15 protein-coding genes are annotated in these 13,494 nt (G+C 42.4%); 10 read left to right on the forward strand and 5 right to left on the reverse strand.

Translation table 11 applies throughout. From position 1 onward, the window contains the following. The first annotated feature begins 33 nt into the window (after positions 1-33). Positions 34-522 (forward strand): hypothetical protein, encoded by a 489-nt coding sequence (locus PseudUWO311_RS15850; protein ID WP_142656220.1) that lies wholly within the window; start codon positions 34-36, stop codon positions 520-522. 48 nt (positions 523-570) lie between these two features. Here PseudUWO311_RS15850 and PseudUWO311_RS15855 read toward each other — a convergent pair whose 3' ends face one another. Together PseudUWO311_RS15855 and PseudUWO311_RS15860 are read right to left on the reverse strand one after the other, a co-directional pair. Next, positions 571-915, reverse strand: a complete 345-nt coding sequence (locus PseudUWO311_RS15855) for a slr1659 superfamily regulator (protein ID WP_142656221.1) — start codon at positions 913-915, stop codon at positions 571-573. Positions 916-1,002: 87 nt separating this feature from the next. Beyond that, positions 1,003-1,587: a DUF6272 family protein gene (locus PseudUWO311_RS15860; RefSeq protein ID WP_142656222.1), complete on the reverse strand. Its 585-nt coding sequence runs from the start codon at positions 1,585-1,587 to the stop codon at positions 1,003-1,005. A 185-nt stretch (positions 1,588-1,772) separates the two neighbouring features. Between PseudUWO311_RS15860 and PseudUWO311_RS15865 the strand changes: the two genes are divergently transcribed. The 4 genes from PseudUWO311_RS15865 (at position 1,773) to PseudUWO311_RS15880 (ending at position 6,025) form a co-directional block, all read left to right on the forward strand. Continuing rightward, complete coding sequence (locus PseudUWO311_RS15865) at positions 1,773-1,994, forward strand: DDE transposase family protein (RefSeq protein ID WP_142656223.1); 222 nt, start codon at positions 1,773-1,775, stop codon at positions 1,992-1,994. Positions 1,995-2,214: 220 nt separating this feature from the next. Then, the gene (gene trpA / locus PseudUWO311_RS15870; RefSeq protein ID WP_190303525.1) at positions 2,215-3,009 is read left to right on the forward strand and encodes a tryptophan synthase subunit alpha; all 795 of its coding nucleotides are present in this window, start codon (positions 2,215-2,217) and stop codon (positions 3,007-3,009) included. 101 nt (positions 3,010-3,110) lie between these two features. Next, positions 3,111-4,295 (forward strand): F420-0:Gamma-glutamyl ligase, encoded by a 1,185-nt coding sequence (locus PseudUWO311_RS15875; RefSeq protein WP_142656224.1) that lies wholly within the window; start codon positions 3,111-3,113, stop codon positions 4,293-4,295. Positions 4,296-4,501: 206 nt separating this feature from the next. Then, entirely contained in the window at positions 4,502-6,025 is a 1,524-nt protein-coding gene (locus tag PseudUWO311_RS15880; RefSeq protein ID WP_142656225.1) for a DUF3086 domain-containing protein, read from the forward strand. A 62-nt stretch (positions 6,026-6,087) separates the two neighbouring features. Here PseudUWO311_RS15880 and PseudUWO311_RS15885 read toward each other — a convergent pair whose 3' ends face one another. Next, complete coding sequence (locus tag PseudUWO311_RS15885) at positions 6,088-6,900, reverse strand: Tic22 family protein (protein ID WP_142656226.1); 813 nt, start codon at positions 6,898-6,900, stop codon at positions 6,088-6,090. A gap of 334 nt (positions 6,901-7,234) precedes the next feature. Between PseudUWO311_RS15885 and PseudUWO311_RS15890 the strand changes: the two genes are divergently transcribed. From PseudUWO311_RS15890 to PseudUWO311_RS15905, 4 genes are all read left to right on the forward strand, one after another. Continuing rightward, positions 7,235-8,656, forward strand: a complete 1,422-nt coding sequence (locus PseudUWO311_RS15890; protein ID WP_142656227.1) for a GTP-binding protein — start codon at positions 7,235-7,237, stop codon at positions 8,654-8,656. Positions 8,657-9,095: 439 nt separating this feature from the next. Continuing rightward, on the forward strand, positions 9,096-9,515 hold the full coding sequence (locus PseudUWO311_RS15895) for a XisH family protein (RefSeq protein ID WP_142656228.1): 420 nt from the start codon (positions 9,096-9,098) through the stop codon (positions 9,513-9,515). Beyond that, positions 9,500-9,811, forward strand: coding sequence for an element excision factor XisI family protein (locus PseudUWO311_RS15900; RefSeq protein WP_142656229.1), 312 nt, complete (start codon positions 9,500-9,502; stop codon positions 9,809-9,811). The genes PseudUWO311_RS15895 and PseudUWO311_RS15900 overlap by 16 nt, the downstream gene beginning before the upstream one ends. A gap of 32 nt (positions 9,812-9,843) precedes the next feature. Then, a complete protein-coding gene (locus PseudUWO311_RS15905; protein WP_142656230.1) occupies positions 9,844-10,623 on the forward strand; it encodes an MOSC domain-containing protein in 780 nt (259 codons plus the stop codon). 47 nt (positions 10,624-10,670) lie between these two features. Here the strand turns inward: PseudUWO311_RS15905 and PseudUWO311_RS15910 are convergent, their stop codons facing one another. After that, on the reverse strand, positions 10,671-12,176 hold the full coding sequence (locus tag PseudUWO311_RS15910) for an AAA family ATPase (RefSeq protein WP_142656231.1): 1,506 nt from the start codon (positions 12,174-12,176) through the stop codon (positions 10,671-10,673). An 81-nt stretch (positions 12,177-12,257) separates the two neighbouring features. Between PseudUWO311_RS15910 and PseudUWO311_RS15915 the strand changes: the two genes are divergently transcribed. Then, positions 12,258-12,821: a Uma2 family endonuclease gene (locus tag PseudUWO311_RS15915; protein WP_142656232.1), complete on the forward strand. Its 564-nt coding sequence runs from the start codon at positions 12,258-12,260 to the stop codon at positions 12,819-12,821. A gap of 13 nt (positions 12,822-12,834) precedes the next feature. Here the strand turns inward: PseudUWO311_RS15915 and PseudUWO311_RS15920 are convergent, their stop codons facing one another. Then, positions 12,835-13,398 carry a Uma2 family endonuclease gene (locus PseudUWO311_RS15920; RefSeq protein WP_142656233.1) on the reverse strand — a complete coding sequence of 188 codons (564 nt, stop codon included), beginning with the start codon at positions 13,396-13,398 and terminating at the stop codon, positions 12,835-12,837. Positions 13,399-13,494 lie beyond the last annotated feature (96 nt).

A 13,494-nucleotide genomic window follows, 5' to 3' on the forward strand; every position in this document is an offset into this window, starting at 1 on the left:
TTACTAAAGATAGCTTTATCAATGCAGATCATCATGTCAGTTTCCGAAACTCGCATTCCCTTTAGTTTAGACAATATTTTAGCCGCCTTAGAATCGCGTCTAGAATTGGAAGAAGCGATCAATAAGTTGCCACTAACCCATGCATTAGAGAAATGTTTGGCATTTGCAGATGCTAATAACGCTATTGAGCTTTCTACGTTCATCAAACAAGAACTATATGGTTATGGTAGTCAAACCCCTAGCTATCGATATTTACAATTGAGCTATTTCGATGCTGGCGGACAGTTTATCAATGGATTAAATCAATACAGTATTTACCCTGTAGTTACAGGAGCTTGTAAATTAGAACTGCATCTTAAAAATGGACTAACATTAATTTTGCCAAAACAGATTTTGACATTTTTGTCGCAAGTTGCAGGTCGCGAGGTTGATACTGGTCATGTTTCACCAGACTTAATCCAAAATCTTTTAGAGACTATTCGCAAAGAAACTATTGTTAAACTTACAGCTATCGCTTCTTAAGCTAAAAAACAAAAAGACCAAGCGCCCGCTTGGTCTTTTTGTTTTTGGCTAAATCCATTCCAACTTAAGCGCAGGCATTAGTCTCTGCAAGTTTTTCAAGGATTTCCCCTGCCAAGGTATACTTTCAGAGCCTTGTACTGTGATCTTAATTGTTTCTTTTTGACGAACTTTGATCACGAATTTAGATAGGACATTAATACCTGAACTATTTAAAAACTCTAACTGACAAAGATTTAAGGTGATCTTTTTGGGGCTTTGTGCAATTACATTCTCTAAAACTTGCACAATTGGAGCATATTCTTCTGTCCCTGCTAAACGTAAAGATCCTTGACAATAGATAACTGTATCTGATTGTTCATACCAGACACGATAGTCATCTCCTTTAACTTCCATTATTTAAATTCTCCTGATAAAAAATTTGATTCATATTTTCTAAAAACTTCACTAGGGATTAACCTAATAATTTTGTTAAATATTCGGCTACAGGGGCAACTGCACCATTGTTGTCACTATTGTGGCTGGCTTATTAGAAATCTGTTCAAACTTCCATCCTAGAACTGCATCATAGTCCATGATCATCGTCAAATAGCCAAGCCCAGAACTTTCGGATTCATCATTATCAGAACTTTTCTCGACTTGGTTTATGTACATTTCACCAATATCACTAGTAGTAATTTGCTGCAAATAGGTCTGAAAATCTGCGATCGCATCTTGGTGAACACTATTTTTTGATACAAATATTAGGCGATCGCTAAATAGATGTACTTCTAGATTGACTGGTTGTCCTGCACTTTTATCACTATATTTCATTGCATTCTCTAGCAATTCATTAGCGACAAAGCTAACTGCATGACGTACTTCAGTTTGTTTGCTTAAAGCAGCACTAGTATCTCCAGGGAAAAAGTTCTTGACATAATCTCCTAGAAAATCAGCCGAAAGCCCATTGGTCTTCCAACGTAGTTGGATTGGTAAAGACGATGGAGAAAAACCTAGAACCAAAAATTCGCTTCTTTCAGAAAAATTTTCTGTAAATTCTCCAAAGACTTGCGCCGTAGTTAACGCCATTTTTTAATATTTGTAGTTATTTAGGATTTCTTAAGTAATCTGCAATATCTTACAAAAGCTTAACAAATCTATGCTTTCTTTTACTACGTTTGGGGACGCGATGCAACCTGTTAAATTACATAAATATTAGAGTTCGTCTTCGGTAAACTTTAGTATTTATGTAATTTAGTACTGTGATAAATCCTATGTCAGCTCAAATTGACAACTCAAAAGATCTCGGTGATCGCACAGATTCAGAGCAATGGTTTATTTGTAAGCGTGATACGGGCATTTGCGAGATCGTCAAAAGCGATCGCAACGACGAAATTCTGGATTCTGTGGAAACTTGGGGTGCTTTTGCCTCTCAGAGTGAAGCGATCGCCAAACGAGTCGGACTAATTCGCGCTGGAAAATGTAAACCACAATAAATTTAGAGTCAGCACCAAGTGCTGACTCTAAATTTATTGTGGTTTGCCCCACCTGTGACTACAATTCTCTTTGTAAAAATCGGTTTTTTGAAAGCCAGCCTTAGGCTGGCTTTCAAAAAACCGATTTTGGGGTTTCTAGAGCCTTTAGCGGGGATCAGTAACAAGTAGCCATGAGGCGCTACTATAATACGGGACTACACTTTGTGGGAATTTTTACGTCATGATATCCGTTTCCGCTCGATTTGAAGAACTGCGAGCTAAAGGGCAAGCCGCGCTGATTCCATTTATTACGGCTGGCGATCCTAACTTAGAGACAACAGCAAAGGCTCTGCGGGTCTTAGATCAAAACGGCGCGGACATGATCGAGCTTGGTGTTCCTTACTCAGATCCATTGGCAGATGGGCCAGTAATTCAAGCCGCAGCTACCAGAGCCTTGCGAAATGGGACGACCTTAGAAAAAGTTTTAGATGTTGTGCGAACTGTTGCCCCAGAACTGCGATCGCCAATTATTTTATTCACTTACTACAACCCGATTTTGAATATAGGTGTAGCCAAGTTTTTGCAAACAATTTATGAAGCGGGAGTGCGCGGTTTAGTTGTTCCCGATTTACCCTTAGAAGAATCTCATGTTTTGCTAGAACCTGCTCAAAAAGCAGGAATTGAAGTGATTTTGTTAATTGCTCCGACTAGCCCACCCGATCGCGTAGCAGCGATCGCGGAGAAGTCTCAAGGCTTTATCTATGTAGTTAGTGCTACGGGTGTTACAGGCGTGCGCACCGAAGTTGCTAAGGGAGTAAAAACGATGATCGAGCAACTGAGGGTGATTACGGACAAACCGATCGCCGTTGGCTTTGGCATCTCGCAGCCTGAACATGCTAAACAGGTAATTGACTGGAACGCAGATGGTGCGATTGTTGGCAGTGCGATGGTTAGAAAGCTTGCAGAACCTGATGGTGGCTTACATGCGATTGCTGAACTTTGCAAAACTCTCAAGCAATCCATTAGTAGGGATTAGAGGTAATGAACAATTTTGTTGTGGCACGGCGAAGCCGCGCCACAACAAAATTGTTCATTATCCTTAGGACTTAAAGATTAGGAAGTAGGTATTTAAGGCTTATGAATATTTTGATTGGTGTGGGTATTGCGATCGCGGTTTTGTCTGGTCTGGTTTTGCTGCTGTGGTTATTGTTTGAGTGGCAATACAAGACTCGTCAAGGAAACTTACTAGAGTTTGATAGCGGACAGTGGCAATTTTTGACCTACGAGCCAGAACGCTATCGAATTGAGTTATTACTTACAGCAACCAATAAAACTCGTAATCTGGATGTCTTTCTAGTTGAAGTAAATCCTGTGATCTCGATGTTGTCAAGCGATAGCCTCGATGGCATTGATAGCAAAGTAGAGTTGCGATCGCGTCATCCAAATTCTGCTAGTCGCAACGATAATTATTGGGAGTCATATATTGTTACTCCCAATCACAGTACAGGTGTTGAGATTCAGGTTGACCTAAGTGGCAAAAACTTAGAAGAACTAAAGACTGTATGGGTACGAGTTCATTACACTATCTACGGACCAGCAGGACGCGAAGAAAAAGTCAAACATTGCATTATTCCCTTACAGTTTCCTGATGCCAATCAAAGAGAGCGCTGGCGACCTACCCCTGATGCAGATGTATTGCCCATCCGCACACATATCTTGTCAGCGGGAGATAATCCAGTTGAAGTGATGCAGCGCTATGTGATGAGTCATGCCCAAGCAGGTGATATCGTCACGATCGCTGAGACACCGATCGCGATTATGCAAGGAAATTTTTACCACCCCAGTGACATTAAGCCTAAGTGGTTAGCTAAGCGTCTTTGTTATTACTTTAAAAGCACTTCTAGTCTCGCCACTGCTTGCGGTTTACAATCATTGATTAATGAGTCGGGTGCGTGGCGAGTTGCTTTTGCATTTATTGTCGGGGCTTTAGCCAAAGCATTTTTACGAATGCCAGGGGTGTTTTATATGCTGGCTGGTGATCAAGCAAGACTGATTGATGATGTGACAGGGACTTTGCCTCCCTATGACCAATTTATTGTTCTAGGGCCAAAAAATCCTCAGACAGTAGTTGATGAAATCAAATCAGGGACTGGACTAGAAGCAGCGATCGTGGATGTAAACGATTTGCGACGTGTGAAGGTGTTAGCATCGACTTCAGGTGTATCTGAGAAACTTCTCAATCAAGCTTTGTTAATGAATCCTGCGGGGAATGCTGCTGAACAGACTCCTATCGTTTTGATTCGTCCCAATAGTGGAGCATAGCTTTCCCCTTCCATTCAATTAGTTTTTGGGCAAAGCGTAGCTCCTTAATCCCTTGATTGCTCTGAAGATTTGAGAATAGGCTGTCTGAAGCCCTCATTCTTTAGGGATAAATATTTTTTGCCCAAATCACCTACTGAATGTAGGCTAGTAAAATTCTGCATTAGAAATTGGTATAAAATAGGAAAGTCCGATGCGATGAGAACTTTATGGAGTCCGATCAATTGCCTGTAGAAGAAAATTTAAAAGAAAATTTAGATCAATCTCACCAAGAAAAACCCCCTGAAGCGATCGCATCATTAGTAAACACATCAGACAATGAGTTCGTTGAAGTCGTTGGTGAGTCAATAGATGAAAATATCCACATAGAGCAATCTCTATTTGACAATCGAGGCGATCAATCGACTGATGATAATAGCGAAGCCATTGAATCTAAAAGCTTAGAAATTAAGGCACTTATCTCAGAAACTGAACCAGAGGCACAGCCACAAGATAGTTTCAATACTTCAGAAATACTAACCATCATTAATCAACTTAAGCAAGAAGAATCTGAGCTTAGGGGAGAGCTAGAGAGCCTTAAAAATATCAAGTCTAAAATCCTACAAGACCAGTTAGACGATTTACAGGCAGGGATTATTCGGTTAGCTCAAGCTGATGTCGCTCGGCTGGAATATCAAAAGCAAGAACTCCAAGCTGCGATCGCAGTTCTTGAAAAGCGAAAAGAGCGTCTTGACAAAGAAATGACTAGCACCTATGCAGGCACATCTCAAGACATCGCTATAAGAGTTCAAGGTTTTAAAGACTATCTGGTTGGCAGCTTACAAGACTTAGTGGCAAGCGCTGAAAAACTAAACCTTGTAGCGACCTCTCCTCAGCCTGTCACCGAAACTGTAGCCCCAATAGACAAGCAACCAGTTAAGGAAGCTGAGCCATTACGCCTATCGGAGCAAACCTTTGCTGAGTATAAACAAAGAGTCGATCAGCTTTTAGAGCGTTACCGCACCTTGCCTGATTACTACGGGCCAGCATGGAAGCTCAGACGTACCTTCGAGCAAGTCCATGCCGATCGCGTATCAAAATGGTTTTTTGAGCAGTCTGGTCGTGGCGCTATCCGCACTATGGGAACGCGCTTGCAAAATATTCTGGTCACTTCGGCAGCAATCTCAGTTTTAAAAGCAGTTTATGGTGAAAAATTGCGCGTACTTGTCCTCGCCACCTCGCCCGAACGTCTTGGCGAATGGCGGCGAGGTTTTCAAGATTGTCTGGGCTTGACCAGAGAGCATTTTGGCTCTGATAAGGGTATTGCCCTATTTGAAGATCCTGAGCCACTCGCCACTAAAGGCGATCGCCTTGTAAAGGAAGGTCTAAGCCCTTTAGTTGTTATCGATGAGTCTGAAGAACTAATTGCCGTAGATTTGCTACGATTTCCCCTTTTGATTGCTTTTGGCGGCGCACCTGAATCTAAACCTGCGGCTCCTTCAGCCTATATGAACCGCGACAATAATCGCGATAACAGCCGCGAAAGCTCTAATAATCGCGACTATATTCGTGAACCATCAAGGGATATCTCCCGAGAGATGGGACGCGACTATTCAGCACCCAAAGACCGCGATAATCGTGATTATGGTTCACGGGATTATCCGAGCCGAAATTATAGCGATCGCGATCCTCGTGATACTAGCTATGGAAATAGTCGCGGACGTAATAATCAAGATTCTGATTGGGACTGGTAAAAAAAATAGGAGCGCATTGCGCTCCTATTTTTTTAAAGAAAAGGGCGCATCGCGCCCTTTTTTTATTTCTTAGCTGGTGCTACCTGAGGTGTAGCGGATTGCTTAGTGTTCTTGAGAATGTACTCAAACGAAGAACGTGAGGGTACAAACTGGAAGCGTTCGACTTCAGGGTTAGGCTTATTATCCTTGGACACCATCGAGTCTAGAACTTGGAAGAGTGAAGCAACTTGAATCTTAGTTGCCTTAGTAACATCGGGTTGATCTTTGCTAGCCCGATCAAGCAAGTTTTGCAAGTCAGTTTTATCAAGGAAGAAAGGCACAACTTGTTCCTTCTTGCCATTTTGATCAATACTCATGGTTAGTAAGCCTTGATTATTGGCTTGACCACCGATCGCGAAGAAAACAGGCACATTAGGGATTTTGTCAGCCGCAACTCCTTGCGAAGTCAAGATTGTCCTTGCTGAGTCAATACTTGCCTTAGCAGGGATAAACTGGAATACGACTTTTTTGTCTTTGTTTTCACGAATTACTTTATAGGCATCATTCATCGATCGCACAATGATTTGCGCCTTTTTGCCAACTTCAGGATTCGACTTTTGGACTTGACTGAGCATCATTTGGGCTTCGTCGGGACCAAGGAAGAAAAACAAAAGCTGGCTATCATCAGGCTTTGCATTTGGTTGCGGAGGAACTGCACCTAGAAGAGGTGAGCCTTTATCATCAGTAATCGTGAAAATGGGAATACTGCCCAATCTTTCCAAAACTTGAGCTTCAGTGAGGGCTTCAGCTTTGAGAGTAAATATGGGACTAACAGCGATCGCCCCTGCGACACCTGCGGTGGCTGCTAGACTAACCAACGACTTGAATACGGACATATTTCTCCTAGCTACAATAATAATTATGAGGTTTATTTGAGATTCGGGATGCACAACGGTGTGAATGAGCCTTGAAAAGTTAAAAGTCAAAGATAACAATTGTCCGAAAGTAACTTTCTGGCAACTTTAACAATATTTCACGCAAAAAGACAACCTTTTTATACCAGCTTCAGACTAGTTTGTGCGTATATTGTTACCATTTAAGACTCGAATAACATAAGTATAGTTCCTAAAACCCAGAGGTGAAGTTGTGCCGCTTCGCGCCGCAACTTCACCTCTGGGTTTTGATTATGTCCTAAAATAGTTAACAGCTGTAGCTATACTTAGCGATGTTATGCAACAAGACGAAAACTTTCTTAGCTTTGATGAGATTTTTGAGGAGCTAAATTATCGCCAAGCACAGCGTACATTAAGAGATATTGTCGCAAACCTAGACTTATCAGAACGAGAGCGGCGCGGACTAGAGGAGCCACTAGAAGAGCTTCAGCTAATGCTGGATAAATTAGAGCGTCAAGTTCTGCAAATAGCAGTATTTGGTATGGTGGGGCGTGGCAAATCGTCAGTACTTAATGCGCTGATGGGTGGTCAAGTTTTTGAGACTGGCCCCCTGCATGGGGTGACTACAAGTCGGCAAGCCGCAGAGTGGCAGATATCACGAGAGGCGATGCAAACTAATGGCGATCGCACGATTCTCAAAGCTTCATTTCAGGGACGAGGTGAGGCAAGAATCGAGTTGATCGACACCCCTGGGATCGATGAGGTGGATGGTGAAGGCAGGGCAGAATTAGCGAAACGGATTGCTCAGCAAGCCGATTTAATTTTATTTATCGTCGCGGGCGATATCACTAAAGTTGAATATGATGCGCTGTCGGAGCTGAGAGGGGCGAGTAAACCGATTTTGCTAGTCTTCAACAAAATCGACCAATATCCGCCTGAAGATCGTATAGCTATTTATGCCAAAATCCGTGATGAACGGGTAAGAGAGCTATTAACCGAAGATGAAATTGTGATGACTGCTGCTTCACCATTGGTAGCCAAAGCGATCCGTCAGCCCGATGGCTCCTTTGAAGCCGAGCTAGTCAATGGGAAGCCCCAAATCGAAGATTTAAAGCTAAAAATTCTGGAGGTACTCGATCGCGAAGGCAAATCTTTAATTGCTTTAAACACGATGATGTTTGCGGATATGGTGCAAGAGCGAGTGGTACAGCGCAAAATGTTTGTTCGCGATCGCCAAGCTAATCGCATCATCTGGAATTGTGTAATTACCCAAGCTGTGGCGATCGCAGTTAACCCATTCACTGTAATTGATGTCATTAGTGCCGCAATTATCGATATTTCAATGATCGTGGCGCTGTCTAAGCTTTATGGCATAAATATGAGCAATCGGGGGGCAATTTCTCTGATGCAAAAAATTGCGATCGGTATGGGTAGCATTAGTGCCAGCGAATTTCTTGCCACATTTGGATTAAGTTCCCTCAAAGGTTTACTGGGTATCGCTGCACCTGTGACTGGTGGTTTAACTTTGGGTGGTTATGTGTCAGTTGCGATCGCGCAAGCAGGTGTGGCAGGTTTCTCTACCTACGCTCTCGGACTAGTCACTAAGGAATATCTCGCCAACGGCGCATCATGGGGAGCAGATGGACCAAAAGCAGTTGTTAAAAGAATCTTGGACACCATAGATGAAGATTCAATCTTGGCAAGAATCAAAGATGAACTTCGCGCCAAAATCGATCTGCGTAGACTGAGAAAAACTTAGATTTGTAACTGATGTTACGTGGAAGTTTCTAAAACCTCACCCCTAGCCCCTCTCCTTGCAAAGGAGAGGGGAACAAGAAAAAGCCCTGGCTCCCCTTCTCCTTGCAAGGAGAAGGGGTTGGGGGATGTGGTGCATTTTTCTTTCCACGTAACATCACTTGTAATACTTAATTATTCTCTATCTCTGCCCCTCTAAGGTGCTGGTTCCGCCCAGTGAGGAGCAGAAAGTCTTATTAAGCAAGGAGTGTAGGAATCTGTTGTCAAAGCTGGTTAACGTGGTTTTTGAGCAAAAGTGCGTGTACACCCTGTTTTTGTGTTAGGTTACTGCCATACAAGATTCTTTTAATTAAAACCATAACCCTTACTATGCTTGGCTTTTACTTCCTCATATGGCGGAACCAGTGCCGACTTGTGTGACTAATACTATACTGAAATTCCAAATGTCTAGAAGAGATAGTTTGCATTTTGCATTACGTCACACACTCGAAAAAGACGGGTGGACAATTACGGATGATCCCTTGATTTTAGTTTTGGAACAAACGCTTTTGAAAGCCGATCTAGGAGCCGAAAAGTTTTTAACTGCGGAAAAAGAAAATCGTAAAATCGCCGTAGAGGTCAAAGATTTTGATGCTGATTCTGTGATTAGCGAACTCGAAAAAACGATGGGACAGATTCAACTTTATCAATGGGCTTTAGATGTACAAGAACCCGAAAGGGAATTATTCCTAGCAGTTAGCCAATCCGTTTATATTAAGCACTTTCAAAAGCCTATTTTTCAACTAGCCATCCAACGCAATAAAATCAATTTACTAGTTTACGAACCCGATCAGGAGGCAATTCTGCAATGGATAACCTATTAAGCCATGTAGATATTCTTAAAAAGACTCTACAAGAAGCAACGATCGCTCAACCCCGCTTACAAGCAATTAAACTTTATCCTGTCTGCGATATCGAATCTGGTCATTTTCTCGTTCTCGCTACTGGCTGGGACAAACAGCGCTGGATGGACACAATTTTATTTCACGCCCGTTTAGTCGAAAATAAAATCATCATCGAAGAAGATAACTTTGAAGAAGGCTTAACCACTGCTCTGATTGCCGCAGGGATTAGAAAAGAAGATATTATTAGCAGTCTGGAAGCAGCGATCGCCGTTTGATTTTAAGATCAAAAAATCACTTCATCATTTTTATGGCAAAGCTAAGTAAAATCCTGATTTTCCCAGTCAAATCGCTAGACCCGATCGCTTTAGATGCAGTCGAGATATCTGGTGGTGGCGCATTAAAAGGCGATCGCGAATTTGCCATGTTTGATAAAAACGGAAAATACATCAATGCCAAGCGCTATTCTAAGATTCATTTAATTAGAGCAAAGTACGAATTAGGCGATCGGTTAGTGCATTTGCAAATCCAAGGGCAACAAGAAGTATTCACTTTTCATTTAGATCGAGATCGCATTGCGCTTACTGACTGGCTAAGCAAATTTTTTGAGCAACCTGTAGAACTTCGTCAAAATGTTAGTAATGGATTTCCTGATGATCCTGAAGCATGGGGCGCAACTGTAATCTCAGAGGCAACTCTTGCCACTGTGCAGGGTTGGTATGCAAGCCCCCAAATCAGTCTTGAGCAAATTCGCGATCGCTTCCGCACTAACTTAGAAATTGCTGATACCGAACCGTTTTGGGAAGATCATTTATTTGCTAAAGCTGGTGAAACAGTTCCCTTTAAAATTGGCGATGTTCAGTTTTTCGGCACAAATCCCTGTCAACGTTGTCCTGTGCCCACCCGTGACACGTTAACTGGCGAAGTTTATCCTGAATTTCAAAAGATTTTTACTCGCCAAAGAGAAGCATCTTTACCAGCAAATATAGAGCGATCGCGTTTCAATCATTTTTATCGCCTTGCTCTGAATACACGCATTCCCATAATAGAGGCTGGCAAAGTTCTTAAAATAGGTGATATAGCTCTCTAACTTAAAAGTGAGTGGCGGCGTTTCGCGCCACCACTCACTTTTAAGTTTCACTTATTGAATACATTCTGTCGCGAAGCAAGCCTTGCTTTGCCTGACTCAGCCCATTCTTGGAGAACTTGAATTTCCTGCTGAGCAGTTTGCGCCAATGGCACAATTTGACTAGCAGCTTCGAGAATATCATCTGTAGTAAAGTCGCGATTTTGGCTGAAACCGATATGCATTGCTTCGATAATGCCCTGCTCGATTTCTGCCCCTGAGAAATCTGGCGTTTCGTAAGCGAGGCGATCAATGTCGTAGGCACGAGTATTGTGTGGGCGATATTTGCTTACATGCACCGAGAAAATCTGCGATCGCTCTTCTTGATTGGGTAAGCCCACAAAAAACACCTCATCAAATCTGCCCTTTCGCAATAATTCGGGCGGCAAGGTGCGAATATTATTTGCAGTCGCTACCACAAATACAGGTGAAGTCTTTTCTGCCATCCATGTGAGGAACGTGCCGAATACACGATTAGTTGTCCCTGAATCGCCTCTGCCATCAGTTCCCGCAAACGCCTTATCGATTTCATCAATCCATAATACGCAAGGAGAAAGAGCTTCAGCCAACTGAATCATTTGACGCGTGCGAGATTCACTCTCGCCGACTAGACCAGCGAAGAGACGACCAACATCTAGGCGCAGCAGTGGTAAATGCCAATGATGGGAAATCGCCTTAGCTGTGAGGGATTTGCCAGTACCTTGTATCCCTGCAAGTAGTAATCCGCGTGGATGGGGAAGTCCATACTTACGGGCGCGATCGCTAAAGGCACTACCTCGACGCAGTAACCATTCTTTGAGATTGTCTAAACCTCCGATATCACTAATTTCTGTTGTCGATGGATAGAATTCTAAAATCTGAGTTTGGCGAATGCTTTGGCGTTTTTCTTCGAGAATTAACTCGACATCGTCGGGACGTAAGCGACCATTTTCTGCGATCGCTTTTGCTAGCACACGCCTCATTTTCTCAAGAGATAAGCCTTGTCCAGCGCGAACAAGATCGTCGATCGCTTGTTTGTCTAGTTGAATATCGCAAGTTGGATTAGCATAACTAACAGAACAGACAATTTGTTCGATTTCTGTTCTTAATTCACTAGGATTTGGAAGTGGAAATTCTAAAATTGAGAAAAATTCACTGAGGCTATCGGGAATATTAATCTGTGAGGCAAGCACAATAATATTTTGGGCTTCACTTTTGAGTCTACGCGCAAGATTTTTGAGCTTACGCGCGATCGCTACATCGTCAAGAAAGCGATCAAAATCCCGCAATACAAACACCGCGCCTTTGGGAATTTTATCGACAAATTCTAGAGCCTGCAAAGGATTACGCTTACCCATCCCTGCATCAGTGGGATTGGACTGATAACCATCGACAAAATCCCATGCAAATATGCTGCGTCCTAAGGATTTTGCCACGTTAGTAATCACGGCTTCGACTCGTTCCTCTTCGGCTGAAGGTATGTAAATCAAAGGATAGCGGGCGCGGAGTGTGAGATTTAAGTCAGCTTCAAAATTCATTGATCAGCAAGCCGTGAATAAAACGCTAGAATATCTATAGCCTATAATCTACAGCAAACTATAGCAATAGTAGCAACAGCAATGGTTCAAACTCCAACCAAACCTTTGACCCTTACTGAGTTTCTCCAGATTCCTGAGACTAAACCTGCTAGCGAATTCATTGATGGTGACATCATTCAAAAACCAATGCCCCAAGGAAAACACAGTACTTTACAACTCGATCTTGGTTCTAGTGTCAATCAAATCCTCAAAAATAAACGCATTGCTCGCGCCTATTCTGAATTACGTTGTACCTTTGGCGGCAGATCAATTGTTCCTGATATCTCAGTCTTTGTTTGGGAGCATATTCCCCGCGATCGCGATCGCAAAGTATCAAACCTTTTTGAGATCGCACCAGACTGGACAATTGAGATTCTCTCACTTGACCAAAGCCAAACTAAAGTTATTCACAATATTCTCTATTGTCTCAATCACGGCTCACAGATGGGCTGGTTAATCGCCCCCAACGAAGAGATTGTATTTGTCTATTTTCGCGATCGCACATTAGCTATATTTGAAGATAAGAGTGACCTCTTACCTGTACCAGATTTTGCAGAAGGATTCCAACTTAGAGTTGGCGAATTATTTAGTTGGTTAGAGATGTAGCTATGACTATAGTTTAAACGCTCTGCATCACCTGATTCATCGTCAAGGAAATCTTAGGAAATAGGTTGGAGTTAATTAGTTCATCTTGTTTGTAAATTTTCTCGATATAAACTCCATCCTCCAAAGTTAAAACTGAAAAGATACCCAAGGTAAAATCCACGATCCAATATTCGGCAATACCGAATTTTGCATATTCATCACGCTTTTCGATGGTATCGACAGAACGGCAGGTGGGACTGACAACTTCAACCACAAGCAAACATGGACTGTATAAGATGTCTGGCTGATTTCCCAAACTCTGCGACTGGGCGATCGTCATCACCAAAATGTCTGGACGACGAGTTCTGCAACCATTGAAGATTTCTGTGCTATTCACAGAAACGCAGTACGCATAATGGGAATTTTTAATTTCTGTTTGCAAGCAGAAAGCTAAAAACATCATCACAAGGTTATGAAGTCTAGTTGCTGGAGGCATTTCCACCAATTTCCCATGATCAAATTCAAAACGCCTGTCTGTGCTGTCATCATAAGTCAGATATTGCTCAAAGGTGATCGGTCTGGTACTGGTGGTAGTCATTTAATGCCATCCTTACTTTCCGCAGAACTTGAAGATATATCACTCTAAATTTTAACACTTAATTTTGAGTTTTCCAGCGCCGCAGGCGCTAGAACA

Source organism: Pseudanabaena sp. UWO311 (genome assembly GCF_006937785.1).
In the GTDB taxonomy this organism is placed as follows: domain Bacteria; phylum Cyanobacteriota; class Cyanobacteriia; order Pseudanabaenales; family Pseudanabaenaceae; genus Pseudanabaena.

Coding starts and splice junctions, on each gene's coding strand:
- PseudUWO311_RS15850 (WP_142656220.1), top strand. CDS start 34: ATGTCAGTTTCCGAAACTCGCATTCCCTTTAGTTTAGACAATATTTTA.
- PseudUWO311_RS15855 (WP_142656221.1), bottom strand. CDS start 915: ATGGAAGTTAAAGGAGATGACTATCGTGTCTGGTATGAACAATCAGAT.
- PseudUWO311_RS15860 (WP_142656222.1), bottom strand. CDS start 1,587: ATGGCGTTAACTACGGCGCAAGTCTTTGGAGAATTTACAGAAAATTTT.
- PseudUWO311_RS15865 (WP_142656223.1), top strand. CDS start 1,773: ATGTCAGCTCAAATTGACAACTCAAAAGATCTCGGTGATCGCACAGAT.
- trpA (WP_190303525.1), top strand. CDS start 2,215: ATGATATCCGTTTCCGCTCGATTTGAAGAACTGCGAGCTAAAGGGCAA.
- PseudUWO311_RS15875 (WP_142656224.1), top strand. CDS start 3,111: ATGAATATTTTGATTGGTGTGGGTATTGCGATCGCGGTTTTGTCTGGT.
- PseudUWO311_RS15880 (WP_142656225.1), top strand. CDS start 4,502: ATGGAGTCCGATCAATTGCCTGTAGAAGAAAATTTAAAAGAAAATTTA.
- PseudUWO311_RS15885 (WP_142656226.1), bottom strand. CDS start 6,900: ATGTCCGTATTCAAGTCGTTGGTTAGTCTAGCAGCCACCGCAGGTGTC.
- PseudUWO311_RS15890 (WP_142656227.1), top strand. CDS start 7,235: ATGCAACAAGACGAAAACTTTCTTAGCTTTGATGAGATTTTTGAGGAG.
- PseudUWO311_RS15895 (WP_142656228.1), top strand. CDS start 9,096: ATGTCTAGAAGAGATAGTTTGCATTTTGCATTACGTCACACACTCGAA.
- PseudUWO311_RS15900 (WP_142656229.1), top strand. CDS start 9,500: ATGGATAACCTATTAAGCCATGTAGATATTCTTAAAAAGACTCTACAA.
- PseudUWO311_RS15905 (WP_142656230.1), top strand. CDS start 9,844: ATGGCAAAGCTAAGTAAAATCCTGATTTTCCCAGTCAAATCGCTAGAC.
- PseudUWO311_RS15910 (WP_142656231.1), bottom strand. CDS start 12,176: ATGAATTTTGAAGCTGACTTAAATCTCACACTCCGCGCCCGCTATCCT.
- PseudUWO311_RS15915 (WP_142656232.1), top strand. CDS start 12,258: ATGGTTCAAACTCCAACCAAACCTTTGACCCTTACTGAGTTTCTCCAG.
- PseudUWO311_RS15920 (WP_142656233.1), bottom strand. CDS start 13,398: ATGACTACCACCAGTACCAGACCGATCACCTTTGAGCAATATCTGACT.